This window comes from Microcoleus sp. S36b_A4 (assembly GCF_036700645.1).
Classification (GTDB): Bacteria; Cyanobacteriota; Cyanobacteriia; order Cyanobacteriales; family Microcoleaceae; genus Microcoleus.
In genome coordinates this window covers 15,641-33,297 of the sequence record NZ_JAUBPI010000019.1, presented here as the reverse complement: position 1 = coordinate 33,297, position 17,657 = coordinate 15,641, and the positions used below count along the sequence as shown (strand labels likewise).

Sequence of the window (17,657 nt, the reverse complement as noted above, 5' to 3'; positions counted from 1 at the left end):
TTAATGCTTTACTTCCATTTTACCAGTTATGATGGATTGACAAAAATGTTAAAAAATGGATAATTGTAGCAAAAGATTCGTACAAAGTAGTTCCCTCCCGCTCTGACCTAGCAGCAAAAAACCTTGCTTCTCGATCGAACTTAATTTAAAATCATGTATAATATTTTACAAAAAGCGCAAGTCGCTGCCGATCGCCAAAACTGGCCGGGGTTAGTCGAATGCTTGCAGCAAGTGACAGCCAAAGCCGGCAAGCCGCAGGAACAACACATTTTAGAGCAAGCTGTCAGTTTAGCAATAGAAGCCTTAGAATGGGGCGATTTTCAAGACCGCTGGGAAATTGCTAAAGTATTGCCCAATTTGGGAAATGGCGCGATCGCACCTTTAATTGCCGTACTCGAAGATGAAGACGCAGACACGGAGCCCCGGTGGTTCGCTGCCCGCATTCTCGGAAAGTTCGATCGCCCGGAAGTGATTCAAGCTTTAGTAGAATTGGTCAAAAATTCCGACGAAGAATTGAGCCAAATCGCCGCCCAAACCCTAGGGAATTTCGGCCCGACAGCCATAGAATCCCTCGCAACTCTCCTACTCCAAGAAGACTCGCGACAGTTTGCCACAGCAGCACTCGCCCAAATTCGGCGCACCGAAACTATCCCACCGCTGTTGAGCGTAGTCGCAGACTCTCAAGTTGCGGTGCGGGCGCACGCAATCGATGCCCTGAGCAGTTTTCACGACTCCCGCATCCCCCCGATACTGGTAGCAGCACTCAAAGATCCGGCAACAGCAGTCAGAAAAGAAGCCGTGCGAGCTCTTGGGGTGCGCGCGTATTTAGATGCGGAATTAGATTTAGTTAACTTGCTCAAACCTCTGCTTTCGGACATCCGATTAGAAGTTTGTCAGCAAGCGGCGATCGCGATCGGGCGAGTAAAAACCGATGCTGCAGCGGCTGCTTTATTTGAATTGTTGCGATCGCCCACAACTCCGATTGAATTGCAAATCGAAACTGTGCGCGCCCTAAGCTGGATGGAAACTGCAACCGCTTTAGCATATTTGCATCAGACATTAATGGAGCAATTCACTAACATAAATTCTACTGTTTATCAAGAGATAGTCACTGTTTTAGGGCGAGTAGAAAAGCCAGAATTAAAAGCTGCTGCTGCTGAAATTCTGATTGATTTGTTGAAAACAAATCATCCGGCCGTGCAGGAGGCAGTCAGCAAAAAATCTTTAGCTTTAGGTTTAGGAAAATTAGGAGATATGAGAGGGCTAGATGCTCTGATTTCAATGTTGGGCGACACAGAAAGCAGCGTCAGGTTACACTGCATGGCAGCGCTCAAACAGCTAGGTGCTGCCGAGGCCAGGCAGAAATTAGAAAGCTTAGTTAAGCAAGACAATCTTGAACCGAGATTGAAACAAGGAATTGCGATCGCCCTGCAAGAATGGCAATAAAATTAATCAAAAGATAGAATACCCAAATCCCCAACTTCTTGAAAAAGTCGGGGATCTAATAGCGATCGCATCTTTCTTCTTCCTGACCCCCGTTACATCCGTTAGAGAATCTGTTGCCGAACTTCCTTCGGCTAGATCATCGATTTTCTTTGTGAATTTCGGCGATCGCACTTGTCACCCGCTCTAAATCTTCATCAGTTAAATTAGAACCAGAAGGCAAGCAAAGCCCGTACTCAAATAACTCTTCGGCCACCGCCCCCCCCAAACATTCGCAATCTGCAAATACTGGCTGTAAGTGTAAAGGTTTCCAAACCGGACGCGCTTCTATTTTCTCTTGAGCAAGTGCTAAACGAACTTGTTCTCTATCTGCACCGAAAGCGGCCGGATCGATCGTCAAACAAGTCAGCCAGCGAGTAGATTTTCCAAAAGCAGCTTCCGGCATAAATTCAATTCCCGGCAAGTTTCCTAAAGCTTGTTTGTAGAAGTCAAAATTGCGTCGCCTAGCTTCAACCCGCTCATCCAAAACCCGTAATTGACCGCGACCAATTCCCGCCAAAACATTGCTGAGACGATAATTGTAGCCAATTTCTGAATGTTGGTAATGAGGAGCGGGGTCACGGGCTTGTGTTGCCAAAAAACGAGCTTTTTCTACAATTTTTTGGTCGTCCGAAACTAGCATTCCGCCGCCGGAAGTGGTGATAATTTTATTACCGTTGAATGAGAAAATGCCGATTTTACCAAAGCTTCCAGGCGATCGGTTTTTATAGCTAGCCCCTAGAGATTCTGCCGCATCTTCTATTAGCGGAATTTCATAAGCATTGCAAGCTTCCAGAATTGGGTCGATATCGCAACTTTGACCGTAGAGGTGTACGATTACAACAGCTTTGGGTAATTTACCAATTTTGGCTCGTTTGTCAAGTGCCTCTCGGAACAAATCGGGGTTGAGATTCCAAGAAGTGCGATCGCTATCGATAAAAACTGGTTTGGCGCCAAGATAAGTAATCGGGCTAGCAGTTGCAATAAAAGTCAGAGTCGAGCAAAAAACCTCATCTCCTGAACCGACACCAATTAATTGTAAAGCCAAATGCAAAGCTGCGGTACCGGAACTAACAGCCGCTGCGTGTTTAGCGCCAACTACCTCGCAGAATTCTTGCTCGAAAGCATCCACATGGGGGCCAACGGGGGCGATCCAGTTGGTATCAAAGGCTTCTTTCACGAACTCTTGTTCAAGCGAACCCATGTGAGGTGTTGAGAGGAGGATTTGTTTTGTCATTTTTCAGCTAAGTTGATAATCAATTATTGAAAATGCTAATTTCTTAACTTATTTTCCCTTGCCCAATTTTATAGCAATACAGCAGCCAGAAGAAAATTGTCCCCATAAATATAAAGAACGCAAGTAAAGTAACATTTATGATATAAATATTACGGGAAGTAATTACGATCGACAATTTTGGCTGGGCAACCGTAGGCTAAGCAATGGGAAGGAAGAGAGTGAATAACTACTGAACCTGCTCCACAGGTTGTTCCCTCCCCAATTTCTACGCCAGGACAAACTTTAGTACCAACACCTAATAAAACACCTCTACCCAAACGAACTTGACCCGCAAGAGAACAGCCAGGAGCAATGTGGCAGTAATCCTCAATAATACAATCGTGGTCAATAGTTGTACCAGTATTAATAATAACGTGATGGTTAATTTGGGTTTCAGTGTTGATAGCAGTATTAGCCATAATGACGGTACCAGAAGCAATTTCAACTCCTAATGCAATTTGTGCCGAAGGGTGAATTGCAGTTGTGAAAGCATATCCCAAATCTGTGATTTTCTGAGCTATATACTGACGGGTACGATTATTACCGATAGCCGCAATCCATTGAGTGTTTTCTATATTGATTTCCCTCAATTTTTTTGCAGCTAAGTAGATTGGATTACCATAAATTTCAGTAATTTCTGGCGGTGGGTTATCATCAACAATTGCCGTAATTACTTGTCCTTGGCGATAGAAAATATCTATAATAACTTTGGCGTGTCCGCCGCAACCATACAAATAGGTATCCATATAACCTCACCTCTACTCGTTTGACTTCATGTTTCCTGAAAATTCATTCATAGTTGCTTGGTTGGGATGGGAGATACCTCTATGTTTTATGACTTCTATGGGAGTTAACAAGAGAATTTGGAAGTCAAGCCACAAACTCCAGCGAGCGACATACCAAACATCTAGGTTAAATTTCTCTGGCTAACTAATGGCATTGCGACCGTTAATCTGCACCCAACCCGTAATCCCTGGTTTAACTTCATGACGCCGTGCTTGTTCCGGGCTATAACGCTCCAAGTATTCTACCAGCAAGGGGCGAGGACCAACAAAGCTCATATCACCTTTAAGAACGTTCCAGAGTTGGGGAAGTTCGTCTAAACTGCTTTGGCGCAGAAACTTACCGATCGCGGTGATTCGCTGTACGTCGGGGAGAAGATTGCCATCGGCATCGCGATCGCTCGTCCGAACTGCGAAACTTGTAGAATTGGAAAAGTTCGCCGGCAAACGGAAAATCACGAGCGAGTAAAGCACAGTATTTTTGCAGGTCGTTTTTACCTGTACCCTTGGTATCCATCCACAGCCTAATACAGCTATTTCGGACAACTTGAGCGGTACGAATTGCTTCGTCTACTGCTGCAAAGTGATTTGATTTTCCCAAGGTTTTGAAATAAAAAAAAGCTTTTTTACCTCCTATATTATAGTATACTACCTGGTAGATTTTTTTGGAAATTGCTACAAACTTTATTTACCAATTAAAAGCCGTCATAGAAGGACTGGGCTTTAGATCCATTAATTACGAGAAAATTTCATTTGCCCGTTCCTTTGCCCTGTATCGGACTTAAATAAACGAAATTCTACCGAACCTCACTGCTAGTTTGGTGCTCGTCAAGAAGACCTGTAAATTCAGGGGCTGTAGCATAGCCTTCTCGGTTAATTCCGTCTCTTTTCAAGACTTTCAATACTGTCAGAAACAGAATTTTCAAATCTAACCACAGAGTCCAATTATCGACATACCAAACATCAAGTTTGAATTTAGCATCCCAGCTAATAGCATTGCGACCATTGACTTGAGCCCAACCGGTAATTCCCGGCATAACTTCGTGGCGACGTGCTTGTTCTGGAGTATAGCGATCGAGGTATTTTACGAGTAAAGGACGAGGACCAACAAAACTCATATCACCTTTGAGAACGTTCAAAAGTTGAGGGAGTTCGTCCAGACTTGTTTTGCGAAAAAATTGACCGAGGGGGATGAGACGCTGTTCGGTGGGTAGCAAATTGCCATCAGCATCGCAATCGCTTGTCATAGTGCGAAACTTGTAGAAATTGAAAACGTGACCGTTTTTACCGGGACGCGGCTGGCAGAAAAAGATTGGCTTGCCCATGCGGATGTAAATGGCGATCGCAACCATTAACATTACGGGAGAGAAAACTGCCAGCGCGATCGCCGCCACTAATCTATCTAATATTGCCTTGAGCAGTCTGCTGTATTTACTGAAACTTTTGGTAGAAGAAACTTCTGAATTCATGAACACCATCCTTTTGAGCTTAAAAAATTTCTCAATTCCTTCACGAACATTTTTCAACTTGATGTTCTTAAAAGACGAACTTTAATTCGCGATCGCCCCCAACTTCAGAACCCGCCTTATTACCGCACTTAAGACAAAGTTCATTAATAGATAATAAAATTGTCTCTAGTTCAGGCAAGGAAAGAATTGTGCGATCGGCTTCCTAGCCCGGTGCTGGTGGAGTCTTGCAATACTCTCCTCTTGACGAGCGATTTGAACAGTCAGCCCACTCAGTTTCTTGACCGTGACGAAATCTTTGTGAGGATTATTCCTACATAGACGCATTATGAGGCTTGAAACTGCCTTAATTCCATCACTTTCAAGTAGGGTGCTGGGCTGGGAGTCCAGTTTCCTGAACCGTATTTATCCCTGGAAACGATAGTATCACAACTGTTTGCTATGTGCAATCCTTCTACTTTATTGCGTTGAGTTGTTAGGTAGCCATCTGTGATCGCGCCTAGTTTTTTGTTACCTTTAAAATAGTCGATCGATCGCCGAGAAGCGGTATACAGAGATATCTGCCGCTTATGTTGTCGATCCATTGGGATGCTCTCCTTAATTATTTGAGAGTCATCCTCAATGCTAATTTCTGCTAAACTCAATTAAAAATTTCGCTTCGGTTTCTGGTACAAAAAACTTCCAAGCGATTCAAAAAATCTTGGAACCGCATATTTATTTAGTATCCAATCCCCCACTGCTTGAAATCCGAGCCGCACAAATCCTTCGGGTAACAGAGTATCATCTACATCAAAGACGATAATTTTAATCATGCGATCATTTCCTTTGTTACAAAAATTGCCTCGTCGTACCGCAACATGACAACTCCATTCTGCCAATCGTCAATTTTAATTTCAAGGTTCTTCCCCAAAACCATTTCGATAATCCAGAGAGGGAAATTAGCACCGGCTTGAAATGCGAGAGGAAATCCTCCGCCAAATCGTGGATTAATTTCAATAAATTTAATCTCACCGCTAACTAGCAAAAAACATTGCACCGTAATGCACCCTATCGCACCGGGCAATGACTCAGCAACCTTTTTTCCCGCCTCAATTAAGGCGGGATTTTTCACTGTTATTCCCTTACTAATTTCCCCAGCTCTGGTTTCAATGCGGAGCCGGGGAACCACCGATCGCACCTTTCCTTGGAAATCCACTAAAATATCTAATGTGTATTCTTCACCTATGAGAAATTCCTGAATAATCGCATTAGCAATGTGCTCTCTAAAAAATTCCAACTCTTTAGCATTTCTGACCTGATTTACTCCCACACTGCAACTACCCTTCGCAGGTTTAATCAGAAAAGGATAACAGGCATTAGGATCGGCGAGAATTTGGTCTCCATCTAACAATTCAGGGGTGGGAACACCAATCTCTTTGAAAAACTTAAAAGTATTACGTTTGTCATAACAAATCTCATTGGTTTCAGGAGAACAGACGAGTATGGTAACGCCTTTCGCTTCAAATTCCTGTCGGTGAAGTGAGAGCAAATACAGTTCCGGGTCAATCAGCGAAATCAGCAGCTTAATTTGATGTTTTTCACAAATTCCTAGCAAAATATTGATGTAATTGACATCAGTAATGCGGGGAACAAGTTCTGAAACATCAGCCGCGAAAGCAGCAGGAGAATTTTTTTGAGTATCAGTCGTAACAATAATGCCAGGAACTCCTAGATCGCTCAAAACTTTTTTGAATGATTGAATTAGTGCTACCCTCCTGCCTGCACTGGTGAAAAGAATGTTAAAAGCGTCCATAAGTTGATAAAATTGGTGATTTTTGGGTAAAATTTCTGGCATATTTGCGTATTCGCAAAGATTTTACCAGCGTGTAGAACTTGATGCGTTATCAGACAAAGCCTCGTTATACAAACTTTCGTACAGCTTTATGATTTGTGGCGCGTCATAATTAACCATATCCTTTCGTCCGCGCTTGCCCATCTTTTGAGCTTCGTGTGGACGATCTAAAATCCATGCCATTGCTTCAGCCATTCCGTTGATATCTCCCACTTTTACCAGCCGCCCATTTCCATCTACTAATAAATCGCGAGTGCCGCGAATTTCTGTACCAATGACGGGGGTTTCCATGCACAAAGATTCCATCACGCAATTGGGAAGTCCTTCGTGTGCAGAAGCAATCAAAGTAGCTACAGACGCACGCATTAAAACTGGGATATCCCTCCTTCGCCCCAAAAAATGCACTTGGTTTTGAATTCCCAACTTGGCTGCGAGTTCCTGCATTTCCTGGAAAATTCGTCCATTTCCGGCGAAGGCTAAATGTACTTGAGGCCGACCGAGTTGGGCAAATGCCTTTAAAATATCCCCAGGACGTTTGCGGGGAATAAATTCAGCTACCGACAAAAACAAAGGGTTTTCCGGTGCTAATCCCAACTCTTGACGTACTGCTATTATCTGGGCTTCGGAAATAGCATGGGGATTAAAGCGATCGAGATTTAAACCTGTTCCGGGGATATAACGAACTCGTTCGGGAGAAATGAGTCCATAGCGCTTCGCTGCTGACTCATCTTCCCGATTCACTACTACTAAATAGTCTGTCCAAGGCCCAGCAATCTTTTCTAGTCCCAAGAAGATAGCATTTTTATGGGGTGCGCCTCCCTGGTAGAAGTGAAAACCTTGAGCAGTGTAGATTACCTTAAATTTTCCCTGCTTTCTCCAATTGTTAAGAGCATAGCGGGCAACAAAAGCAGCTACTGGCGTGGAAACATTTACTAAATTGTATTGTTGCTGAGCAAACACCTGACGAATTTGTTGGGGAGCCGCGAGCAAGTTTTTCGGATCTAGGGGGTTGCGCGACCACTCGATATCCCAAACGCGATCGAAAAAATGTGCATATTCCTCGCTAGTAGAAAGTTCTTTTGCCATTGCATCCACCTGCCAGCCTTGACTGCGTAGGTGCTTGGTTAGAGGCAGGAAAAATTTAAGAGTAGAGGGAATAGTGGTGATAATTAGCAGGCTCTTCATGATGGCTCCTCAATTTCCTCGTAAACGCTAGTAGGCACAAAATTAATCCTTGTTAAATCTGACGAAAATTGAGACAGTCCTAGTTTTTTTGCTTCAACCAAGCTTCAGTCATCTCTCGCACGTAGCGGTAAAATTCATTCCGCTGCTCGCGGAGGGCTTCATCGCGATACTCTTTAGCTTTTTCCAAATTCCTGGCCGACATTCGAGCCATGCGTTCTGGATCAGTCGTCACCTCTCGGATTTTGCTCGCCAAAGCTGCTACATCACCGGGGGGTACTAAATCTTCCGGGGGGAGCAGTTCTGGGATACCGCCCACTGTCGAGCCGATGCAGGGTAATGCGCGCGCCATTGCTTCCACCATTGCTCTAGGTAAACCTTCTTGATGGGAAGGAAGAACGAAAATGTCAGCTAGATCCAACTGATTTCGCACCGCATCACCCGCAGTCAACTGACCTTTGAAACAAACCCGATCGCCCAAACCGTGCCCTTGAGCTCGCGCTTCCAGTTTTTGACGATACTGGCCGTCTCCAACTAGAACCAACTTGATATCTAGTCCTTCTGCGACGCAAACAGCAACGGCATCGATTAGTACATCGGGAGCTTTGTAAAGTTGAGCCAAACTAGCCAGTGTAATCAAGGTCAGCGACTGCTTTTTCTCAAAGCCCGATCGCGGTGTTGCCGCAAATGCTGAATCCGGCAATTCCGTCATCGAATAGTGAGCGGTAAAAACCCCTGGAGCGGGCGGATATCGGCGCTGGAGAGCCTTTTCTGTAATGTAAGCAGCGGCGCTAGCGTTCGCGCACTGATCTCTGAGCCGACGCGGTGACCACCAGCGCAAGAACGGGCGCAGAGGGCTTTTTACGGAGCCGGGAGCGAATACATCGTAAGGGTCGGCGATGACATAAATGCCGTAGGGATGACCCATCCGGCGCAACATCGGTTCGATACAGGACGAAATTTGAGAAGAAAGATAAAAAATCACAGCATCCTCTGTGCGGACAGCTTTTCTGGCTGCCTGCTGAACTTGCCTTGCCTTCAAGAGGTACTGCCACGGGCCTATATAGTAAGGTATTGCTGCAAAGGAAACTCTTTCCCCGTCAGCTCGCTTCCAGTCAGAAGGCACTTCAGGTACGTCGCGCACGCGGGCTACTGCCAAGATCTCGTCAAATACCTCAAAGTAACGCTGCCAGTACGAATGGGCGAACATTGTCTGCGTCCACACTGCCCCGTCGGGCGTGCGAACAAAGCGGTGTTCAACAGCTACAACTACTCTCATACAATCGATAACTCCTTTAACAAAAACATTTCTACATTTGATTGATAAGTTGTTTGCTGTCATTCATTGTGCCAATGGCGATCGCATCGATCGGTCATGGCACTCTGGTATCGTCACAGAACAAGTCTGTAAACGTGAACGTCTAAAGGGTCGATCGACCCAAAAAGTTTACCTTCCTTGACTGCCATACCCGCAGGTCGATTTTGAAACATCGATCGCGCTTCCTTAACTGCGATCGGAAGTTCAAGTGCCACTTCTATTGGTTTCCCGTAATTGCTGTTGACGACAACAGCGACAGCTTGGTTTTCGCGCCTCCATATCCCCGCTACTATATTCGACATCTTGGTATCAATTTTTTGGAACTCTCCATCAAGCAATAGCGGACTAATTGATTTCAATTCAGGCACTAAAGATTTAACTCCCTCCCACAAATCCGGGTGATCAGGCAAATGCCAAGAGGGATCGTGATAAGTGTAGTATAGAATCCCTTTTGTCCCTGCAAGTAAAGCTTGATAGGTCATATTTCGCACTTCTTGAAAGGTAGGGGCTTGAGAACCATCGTATTTTTTAGAAGGGTGAGATTCCCAGTTATAGGTTTGTAAATTAGCATAAGTGGAGCGCTTGAAGCTAGCAGCGGCTTCCCGCGCATTTGATATGTCAGAATAAGTCGCCGGCAATTCTTCTGGCTTCCTCAATTTTATGGGATAAGATTGCCTCGCAATGACATCAGAACAATTGGCAAACTGCTTGAGTTTATTTGAGTAGCCGCTAACATAAGTGATGTGGTTGGGATCTGCTGTCTTCGCTTGCTGGTGAGATTTCAACAGATTGTCTACACTCCATTTTCCGTTGTCAACATCGTCCGCTATACTCCAGCCGAGTACAGCAGGTTTTTGATTAAAAGCGTTGATTAAATTCAGGAGTCCGATGGAATTTTGCTCTGTTAAAACATATACTCCCAGCCCCTCTGCTTCGTCTAAAAATTCTCCATAATCCTCTAGGTTGGTCGCCGAAGCGTGAATTGTGTTAAATCCAGCAGCAGCTATGTCGCGGAGTGCCGACTTGCGCTCTTGGGCGGTGGATTCCCAGGAAACATGATAGAAACCGAAGGGAAAAAATGGTTTGTTACCAATCACCGTAGTTCCGTCAACCCTAGTTTCGACTATTCGCGGGTTTTTGAGAGTTTGAGTGATAGGTGCGGCAACAGCAACAGGACATGATGAGCCAACCTTTAAAATCTGAGAATAAGCTAAAGCCAAAATAATTCCCGATATTAAAAGAGATGCGAATAGCGTTAATCCTCGCAATTTATTATTGTTTTTCTGGTTTCTGTCATTCATGTCGGCGTTTTTTATTCAAGGGTAATTTTCAAAAACTAATTCAAATCAGAAGTAGATTTTTTTTAATGATACCTTCTGGCTTCCTACTGCTGCTTTTTCCCGGTGAGTGGCCTTGATATCACAATACCTATAGACAGCATATAGGCAAGCGTCATGGCATTACCTAATGAGCCAAACATCCCTTCAGCCATAGATAAAAACCAGAAGCATACTGTAATCAGGAAGGGAGCGATCGCAGCACAATCTTCTTTGGCATAAGTTTTGAAATAGGCGTAAGTATAGAAAAAACTGGCGATCGCAAAAGCGACTAGTAAATTTGCTGCTATAATGCCATTTTGTCCGATGACTTCAATAATTGTGTTGTGTCCTCCCAGTCCAAAGTTTAACTGAAAGTAATTGCTGCCGTGACCCAGTAAATCTGATTCATCTAATGTCTGTCCCCAGATGTGATCTCTTCCGCTCAAACCTTCCTTAGCTTCAAAGTTGTTGTTGAGACTCTTATTCATAGCCTCAATTTTTTCGCCTCCAAATAGCAAGACTGCCGTCACAGCCACGGTGGCAATCGCTATCATTTTTTTTACTGCTTTGGGATTTTTTACAAACTCGCTAAAAAACACAGAAGACATGATAAAACATACCATCATTGAAGTCCTGGAGTTGGCTAAAATGATCAGCACAAAAAGGCTCAATAGAGCAGCAGATATCGGCAATAAATACCGCGCATATTTTTGGGCAGACCAAGCACCTATCAACAAAATAAATAAACCGGCCGACATTGTGGCACAGGTAAATCCCATTTGATTCGAGTTGGCAAATACGCCACGATACAGCGTACCATTACCAGGAGGATGCGACACAAGAGACGTAATAATATAGGGAATGTGGCCGAGAAAAAGTCCCATTCCCATTAGCAAGTTGGCATTTTCTTTCATCGCCTTTGGGACAGCATTAAACAGAATTAACGGTACAGCAATCATTTGCCACAACCCGTCCCTAAAAATAGTTGTGTCATTGTTAGCAAGTCCCGATATGAGTAATCCGCAGCCGAAGAGAATCCACAGCAAGAGGAGAGGTCGAGCTTGACGGTGGAAACCCCACTGTTTAAAGGGGGACATGAGGATGAGAATTAGTAAACTTGAGGCAACTAACAGATAGCGCAATTTGAGGACGGCTGGATCGAGGGGAATATTATAACTGCCCAAGCTAATCAGAGATGTACCACCAAATAGCACAGATAGCGCGATAACTATAATGACTTGTCTTAGCATAAATTGAATAACTGATTTAAGACGAACTATCCGATGGGATTGCTGTCAGGATTTTGAAAGATTAGCCTCGTAAACCTCTGTCAGCTTTTTGACGCTGGCTGCTATATTGAAATGGCTTTTTTCAACGACAGCTAAGGCATCTCTTTGGCTAATTGCGGAGGCGTCGCTTCTTGCTGACATAACTGCTTCTGCCCAAATTGATGCGGGTTTTGACAGGGAAATTCGTTGCAGCAGAGGTCTGACTAAATCAGCTTCTTCTGGAACAACATCTGAGAAAACGCAGGGTAGTCCGGCTGCTTGTGCCTCGATTAATACTAAGCCCAAACCTTCGTGGAGAGATGGAAACAGAAATACATCTACAGCCTTTAACATTAGTCTGGGTACGTCAGACCTATTGCCGGCAAAGGTGACGCGATCGCTCAAACCCATTTGCACAACTTTTTGTTCGATATCCGAACGCAGTGAACCGTCTCCGATCAGCAACAGGTGCATTTTCTGTTCTTGTTTCGCAACTTCTGCTGCAATTTCTAGCAGGAACAGATGATTTTTTTGCGTTTCAAATCTGCCGATATGACCGATGACAAAAGCCTCGGCAGGAATGCCCAATTCAGCGCGAACGCCGATCGACTCTACCCGATCGTAGAACGGTTTCAGGTCAACACCGTAGTCAAGCACCTGCCAGCGGGTATCAGTTTTCCAAGCTGCACCGAATAGATCCGCTACAGCATTACAACTGCATCCCAGACCAACTGTTGAGAACCAGGAAATCGACCATTTGGTTAAACTTAGATACAACTGCCGATGAAATCCTGCTTTGGCATCAATTGCAGAGGTATCGTTATGGCTGTGGGCAATGCGGACAGGTACTCCTGCTTGTTTCGCCAAATAGAGAACGTAACCGCTAAAGTGGTGGACATGACTGTGAACAATGTCATAAAGCCCGTATTCGCGTAGAATTCGTTTAAAATTGCGACCGTAAAGCCAAGGTTTTGAGGGAGAGAGGCACGGGATAATCTTGCTACCAAGAGCCCTAGCTTCGTCATCGTAAGGACAGGGTTTCTCAGTGTGAACTAGAAAGTCCATCTGGAAGCGATCGCGATCGATATGTCTCAAAACGTGCATCAGCCAAGTTTCTACTCCGCCCCGATTCATACCGCCGACGACATGAAGAATACGGATGGGACGCTGCTTAGTCAATATTTGATTTTGTTCTTTGATATCTGTCGAGTCTGTATACTGCATAAGCAATGACTGCAAAACTAAAAACTGCTTGAACGATCGCCCCAACGATCAGCGCGATTACTGCGCCTTGCACTCCCATCGTCGGAATTAACCAAAGACAAGCGAGCCCAGAAGCCCCTGTCACTAAAGCAAACAAAGGCATTTGCACCTGAAAGTACCTAGCTGCCGTTATCCCGTAACCCAAGAAGGATGACACATAGCCAATACCCGCAACCACCATTAGCCACACGAACAAATCCGATCGCTCGGCATACTCAGGTTTATAGAGTAAAGTTAGGATTGGTTTGCCAGCAACAACAGCGATAAAAACGCCTCCCGCACCTAACATCAAGCCAACCCCCACCAGCTTAAACAAAAGTGTGCGAAAAGCAGTGCTATTTCCCGCTGCATAATATTTTGCCAGCCGCGGACTAGCAGACTGCGCTAGGGCACTGACTACCATGTTCCCTGCTACCATCAGGTAAGATATTGCAGAGAAAATCCCCAGTTCCCGTTCGCCCAAATACCGCTCGAGAAAGTATCGAGGAATGTTAGTATTCAGGGAAATTAACATCATCACCAAACCCAGAGGTAAAGCCAGCAAAACTAACTTTGCCAAAGTTTTTCCCTCCCAGCGGGGGTACAAGGGATTTTGGCTGTTTGGAGGTTCAGCATCGGCAACTAATAAATCTTCTCGCTCTCTCCCCTGCGAAGAATTCTTTAAAATTAATCTACCATTGCGAAGATCCCAGCCGAATAGGACTAAACCCCACGCAACTGCTAATCCGATCGCTCCCCCTACAACACTCCCAGTCAGAGAAACTCCGATGCCTAAAAGTAATAACGACAAAGGCCCTTTAATCATCAAGGCGATCGCAATTCTATCCATCCGTTCGTGTTGTTGAATCAAGCCGTAAAACACATCGCTGATCGACTCAAAAGCCTTTGCCAGGGCGATCGCCCAAATCACCAGCGAAGTTTCCCACCGATATCCAGCTTTGAGCGTAATTCCGGCAATTATCAAGAATGCTAGCGCCGTTGCAATTAACCTCAGACCCAGATAATCGCTAAAAACATACTCGCCTTTGGCATCTGTTGCTTGGATCTGACGCAATTGGAGATTGGTAAACATGATCACAGGTGCTGTCACCGCCAGACCCAAGGTAAATTGACCCACCATTTCAGGACTGCCCAATTTAGCAAGCAACACCAACATCCCCCACTGGGAAGCCGCATAAACTAGGTGCCCAGTGAAAGTCCATGAAAAATTTCGGCGTAACGTTAGTGGTTTCAACTGTTGCATTAGTAGCTAATTACCTGCTTGTTAATTGGTGAATTACCAATCGTGTATTTCCCATTTCAAAGTAATTCATAAAGGCCCCATTAACTTTTACCACCCATGCCCCCAATCAATTTCCCTGCCGCCCCACATTCCACAGGCTTCGAGAAAAAGTATCCCTGCCCGTAGACGCACTTCATAGATTTTAGCTGAGCTATTTGCCACTTCGTTTCTACTCCTGTGGCAATCATGCCCATACCTAACTCCTGAGTGATTGCAACAATTTTCTCAAGAACTTCTAAGTTGGGGTTGCTAACGTCCAGCCCGCTGACTAGAGAGCAATCTAGCTTCAAACTGTCGAATTTCCCATACTTCAGCCGCGTCAATTGGTAAAGGTGAGTTAAGGATACATCACTAAGACCGCAGTGGTCTATTTGTACTTGCAATCCTAAAGTTTTAAGTTTGAAAAAAACAGCTCCAGCCAACTCGGAATTTTCCGTCACAACATCTTCAGAAATTTCTAACCTCAAACTCGGAGCATCGAGATTTGTTTCCTTCAAGATTTTGGCAATCGTCTCGATTAAGTCAGGGTGGAAAAACTGTTGGCTAGCCAGATTCACGCTGACTGTTAAAGGAGAGTCAAGGCCAAATTGCGACTGCCAAACCCGCATCTGGCTGCAAGCTTGCCGCAGTACCCACTCGCCAATAGGAACAATCAAGCCTGTTTCTTCGGCCGCTGGTAGGAATTCGTCTGGCCAAAGCAAACCTCGATTCGGGTGCTGCCAGCGCAACAGCGCTTCAAAACTACTAATCTTATTAGTTTCCAGGCAGACGATCGGCTGATAGTGAATCCGAAACTCCTCATTTGCCAGAGCCACCCGTAAATCATTCTCTAACTGAACCGATGTTGCACTGCTAATCTTTGCCACAGCGGTTGTTTTTTGGGCTGTATTGGCGTGCAAATTAGTAGTTGAATACCCTTGTACATACTCAGGCACTAACTGCTGTAGCATTGAAACAATTAAATTTGCATCATTGCGATCGCTAGCTTGACAAAGGGCTTCTACTTCCTCATCAATATTTTCTTTCACTAGGCGGCTGGCATTGCCAAGACTGAGAATTTTTTCGTGTTTAGTGCGGTTGTATTTCTCGCCCGGAATAAACAGCTCTTCAAACAATTTTTCTCCCGGCCGCAGCCCTGTAAACGCGATTTCTATGTCTTTGCCCACTTCATATCCTGAGAGCTGAATCAAATCTTTTGCTAAATCAACAATTCGGACTGGTTCCCCCATCTCAAGCATGAATACTTCCCCGCCCCTGCCGATGACTGCCGCCTGCAAAACCAGTTGAACCGCCTCGGGAATGGTCATGAAATAGCGAGTGATATCTGGATGGGTAATTGTGATCGGCCCTCCCTCAGCAATTTGTCGCTTGAAAGTGGGTACGACACTACCCCGGCTGCCAAGAACATTACCGAAACGAACCACTACAAACGGGTTTTTACTTTTTTTGGCTGCTTGCAGCACCAGCATTTCGGCAACTCTTTTGCTAGCTCCCATAATGCTACTTGGATTCACCGCTTTGTCCGTGGAAATCATCACAAATTGTTCCACATTGTATTTCAATGCCAGATCCAGCAGATTTTTCGTTCCCCGCACATTGTTAGTAATCGCTTCCGGCGGGTTTAATTCCATCATGGGTACGTGTTTGTGAGCCGCCGCATGAAAAATTATGTCTGGTCTCACTGTTAGAAAAACGTACTCTAAGCGATCGCGAAAACGAATATCAGCCATAAAGGCTGTCACGCGAGTAATATCTGTTTGGGTTGTGCTGGTATTTTTTAGTTCAGACAGGACTTTTGTTAGTTCCTGTTGAATGTTAAATACAGAATTTTCTCCGTGTCCGACGATGATAATTTCCGCAGGAGCGCACTTTAATATTTGCCGACAAAGTTCGCTGCCTATGGACCCGCCCGCACCAGTAATTAGAACTTTCTTGCTTCCAATCAATCCCAGGACTTTCTCAACATCCGTTTGAATGGGTTCGCGGCGGAGCAAGTCCTCAATCTGTACTTCTCTGAGGCTACCTAAACTGACACCACTTTTGATGATTTCATTGAGGCCAGGGAGGGTGCTGGTGGGAATGCCAATTGACTGACAAATTTCTACGATTTCCCTAATCTCTTTTCCCGGAGCTGAGGGGATGGAAATTATTACTTTAGCGATATTTAGCGATCGAACTACTTCCGGAATGTTACAGCGATTGCCGACTACAGTCAGTCCGCGAATCTGCTTGCCGACTTTTTTGCGGTCATCGTCAATGAAAGCGATTGGATGGAGTCCTACCTCCGGGCTCCTCTGCATCGTTTGCGCCAGAGATGTGCCTGCACTGCCCGCACCGACTATCAGGATGCGATTGCGCCGCTGAACTTTCCACCGTTTTTGGCTCGATCTTTCGAGGGCGGGAATGCTGAAACGAATGGCCACCACTAACAAAAAGCAGATCATAGCGTCTACTAACGGCAGCGAGCGTGGCAGATTTGCGAGCGGCGAATTATTTAGCTGGTAGAGTGGTAGCAACAAGATAATTTCCACTGCTAGGGATATACCTATCAGCATCGTTATTTGTGTCATTTCTTCCAGACCCGCATACTGCCAGTAACGCTTGTATAAGCCGCCGGCATAAAACACTATAAGTTTGACTGCTACACATAGCAATGTAATTACAGCCAGACTCTGTAAGTAGGGAGCCAGATTCAATCTACCATCTAAACGAATTTCCAAGGCTAAAAATGGTGAGATCGCAAAACAAATTGTATCGATTATCAAAAAATGACGGGTTCTTAATTCCACCAACACTTTACTGAGTTTTCTTATGTTCTTATTCATCACGCCTTCTCAGATAACAACTTTACCATAACTCGATTTACTTTCTAAGGTGGAGTGTTTTTTATATCACCTGGTCTGCTGAAATTTATCACCATTTTAATCCGAGATCACTCAAGTGATATCCTTAAGGCCCTAGTACCAAAAATATGTCCCGTCTCATAATTGTTTTGTAGATTAAGTTTTTCGATGGCCCCTTATTGCTGCGTTTATATTCGAGCACTGCTGCCCTAGAGCACAATAAATTTATTTATAACACAAATATATAACTTGGGCGTGACGGGGGTCACAAACAACATTTTTTTCACCATGACCGTGCTTGACTTACGTGATATAATGGACATCCTAAGTAATGAGTTCAAATGC

Annotated in this window: 14 protein-coding genes and 1 pseudogene; 2 read left to right on the top strand and 13 right to left on the bottom strand. The window is 44.8% G+C overall.

Annotated elements, in window-relative coordinates; translation table 11 throughout:
* Window positions 1–153: 153 nt before the first annotated feature.
* Complete coding sequence (locus QUA03_RS08580; protein WP_333211271.1) at window positions 154–1,446, top strand: HEAT repeat domain-containing protein; 1,293 nt, start codon at window positions 154–156, stop codon at window positions 1,444–1,446.
* 136 nt (window positions 1,447–1,582) lie between these two features.
* On the opposite strand, the gene QUA03_RS08575 is transcribed toward QUA03_RS08580, so the two are convergent.
* From QUA03_RS08575 to QUA03_RS08560, 4 genes and pseudogenes are all read right to left on the bottom strand, one after another.
* The gene (locus QUA03_RS08575; protein WP_333211269.1) at window positions 1,583–2,719 is read right to left on the bottom strand and encodes a DegT/DnrJ/EryC1/StrS family aminotransferase; all 1,137 of its coding nucleotides are present in this window, start codon (window positions 2,717–2,719) and stop codon (window positions 1,583–1,585) included.
* A gap of 149 nt (window positions 2,720–2,868) precedes the next feature.
* Complete coding sequence (locus tag QUA03_RS08570; RefSeq protein ID WP_333211267.1) at window positions 2,869–3,504, bottom strand: acetyltransferase; 636 nt, start codon at window positions 3,502–3,504, stop codon at window positions 2,869–2,871.
* 12 nt (window positions 3,505–3,516) lie between these two features.
* Window positions 3,517–3,999: pseudogene (locus QUA03_RS08565) on the bottom strand (sugar transferase).
* Between the two features lie 338 nt (window positions 4,000–4,337).
* Window positions 4,338–5,009 (bottom strand): sugar transferase, encoded by a 672-nt coding sequence (locus QUA03_RS08560; RefSeq protein WP_333211265.1) that lies wholly within the window; start codon window positions 5,007–5,009, stop codon window positions 4,338–4,340.
* A gap of 159 nt (window positions 5,010–5,168) precedes the next feature.
* On the opposite strand from QUA03_RS08560, the gene QUA03_RS08555 reads away from it, so the two are divergent.
* Window positions 5,169–5,327, top strand: coding sequence for a hypothetical protein (locus tag QUA03_RS08555; protein WP_333211264.1), 159 nt, complete (start codon window positions 5,169–5,171; stop codon window positions 5,325–5,327).
* 5 nt (window positions 5,328–5,332) lie between these two features.
* On the opposite strand, the gene QUA03_RS08550 is transcribed toward QUA03_RS08555, so the two are convergent.
* The 9 genes from QUA03_RS08550 to QUA03_RS08510 form a co-directional block, all read right to left on the bottom strand.
* The gene (locus tag QUA03_RS08550; RefSeq protein WP_333211262.1) at window positions 5,333–5,590 is read right to left on the bottom strand and encodes a hypothetical protein; all 258 of its coding nucleotides are present in this window, start codon (window positions 5,588–5,590) and stop codon (window positions 5,333–5,335) included.
* 224 nt (window positions 5,591–5,814) lie between these two features.
* Window positions 5,815–6,840 (bottom strand): ATP-grasp domain-containing protein, encoded by a 1,026-nt coding sequence (locus QUA03_RS08545; protein ID WP_333211261.1) that lies wholly within the window; start codon window positions 6,838–6,840, stop codon window positions 5,815–5,817.
* 21 nt (window positions 6,841–6,861) lie between these two features.
* A complete protein-coding gene (locus tag QUA03_RS08540; RefSeq protein WP_333211259.1) occupies window positions 6,862–8,022 on the bottom strand; it encodes a glycosyltransferase in 1,161 nt (386 codons plus the stop codon).
* Between the two features lie 79 nt (window positions 8,023–8,101).
* A complete protein-coding gene (locus QUA03_RS08535) occupies window positions 8,102–9,298 on the bottom strand; it encodes a glycosyltransferase family 4 protein (protein ID WP_333211258.1) in 1,197 nt (398 codons plus the stop codon).
* A 113-nt stretch (window positions 9,299–9,411) separates the two neighbouring features.
* On the bottom strand, window positions 9,412–10,638 hold the full coding sequence (locus QUA03_RS08530; RefSeq protein WP_333211256.1) for a hypothetical protein: 1,227 nt from the start codon (window positions 10,636–10,638) through the stop codon (window positions 9,412–9,414).
* Window positions 10,639–10,721: 83 nt separating this feature from the next.
* Window positions 10,722–11,906, bottom strand: a complete 1,185-nt coding sequence (locus QUA03_RS08525) for an O-antigen ligase family protein (protein ID WP_333211254.1) — start codon at window positions 11,904–11,906, stop codon at window positions 10,722–10,724.
* A gap of 45 nt (window positions 11,907–11,951) precedes the next feature.
* Complete coding sequence (locus tag QUA03_RS08520; RefSeq protein WP_333211252.1) at window positions 11,952–13,148, bottom strand: glycosyltransferase family 1 protein; 1,197 nt, start codon at window positions 13,146–13,148, stop codon at window positions 11,952–11,954.
* Window positions 13,096–14,430 (bottom strand): oligosaccharide flippase family protein, encoded by a 1,335-nt coding sequence (locus QUA03_RS08515; protein ID WP_333211251.1) that lies wholly within the window; start codon window positions 14,428–14,430, stop codon window positions 13,096–13,098. Before QUA03_RS08515 ends, QUA03_RS08520 begins: the two co-directional genes overlap by 53 nt.
* A gap of 80 nt (window positions 14,431–14,510) precedes the next feature.
* Window positions 14,511–17,294 (bottom strand): polysaccharide biosynthesis protein, encoded by a 2,784-nt coding sequence (locus tag QUA03_RS08510; RefSeq protein WP_333211249.1) that lies wholly within the window; start codon window positions 17,292–17,294, stop codon window positions 14,511–14,513.
* Between the last annotated feature and the right edge of the window lie 363 nt (window positions 17,295–17,657).

What these genes read in the sequence shown, in the direction of transcription:
- QUA03_RS08570 (WP_333211267.1), bottom strand. Translation starts at nt 3,504, where the DNA reads ATGGATACCTATTTGTATGGTTGCGGCGGACACGCCAAAGTTATTATA.
- QUA03_RS08550 (WP_333211262.1), bottom strand. Translation starts at nt 5,590, where the DNA reads ATGGATCGACAACATAAGCGGCAGATATCTCTGTATACCGCTTCTCGG.
- QUA03_RS08580 (WP_333211271.1), top strand. Translation starts at nt 154, where the DNA reads ATGTATAATATTTTACAAAAAGCGCAAGTCGCTGCCGATCGCCAAAAC.
- QUA03_RS08515 (WP_333211251.1), bottom strand. Translation starts at nt 14,430, where the DNA reads ATGCAACAGTTGAAACCACTAACGTTACGCCGAAATTTTTCATGGACT.
- QUA03_RS08525 (WP_333211254.1), bottom strand. Translation starts at nt 11,906, where the DNA reads ATGCTAAGACAAGTCATTATAGTTATCGCGCTATCTGTGCTATTTGGT.
- QUA03_RS08540 (WP_333211259.1), bottom strand. Translation starts at nt 8,022, where the DNA reads ATGAAGAGCCTGCTAATTATCACCACTATTCCCTCTACTCTTAAATTT.
- QUA03_RS08560 (WP_333211265.1), bottom strand. Translation starts at nt 5,009, where the DNA reads ATGAATTCAGAAGTTTCTTCTACCAAAAGTTTCAGTAAATACAGCAGA.
- QUA03_RS08575 (WP_333211269.1), bottom strand. Translation starts at nt 2,719, where the DNA reads ATGACAAAACAAATCCTCCTCTCAACACCTCACATGGGTTCGCTTGAA.
- QUA03_RS08545 (WP_333211261.1), bottom strand. Translation starts at nt 6,840, where the DNA reads ATGCCAGAAATTTTACCCAAAAATCACCAATTTTATCAACTTATGGAC.
- QUA03_RS08530 (WP_333211256.1), bottom strand. Translation starts at nt 10,638, where the DNA reads ATGAATGACAGAAACCAGAAAAACAATAATAAATTGCGAGGATTAACG.
- QUA03_RS08520 (WP_333211252.1), bottom strand. Translation starts at nt 13,148, where the DNA reads ATGCAGTATACAGACTCGACAGATATCAAAGAACAAAATCAAATATTG.
- QUA03_RS08510 (WP_333211249.1), bottom strand. Translation starts at nt 17,294, where the DNA reads ATGAATAAGAACATAAGAAAACTCAGTAAAGTGTTGGTGGAATTAAGA.
- QUA03_RS08535 (WP_333211258.1), bottom strand. Translation starts at nt 9,298, where the DNA reads ATGAGAGTAGTTGTAGCTGTTGAACACCGCTTTGTTCGCACGCCCGAC.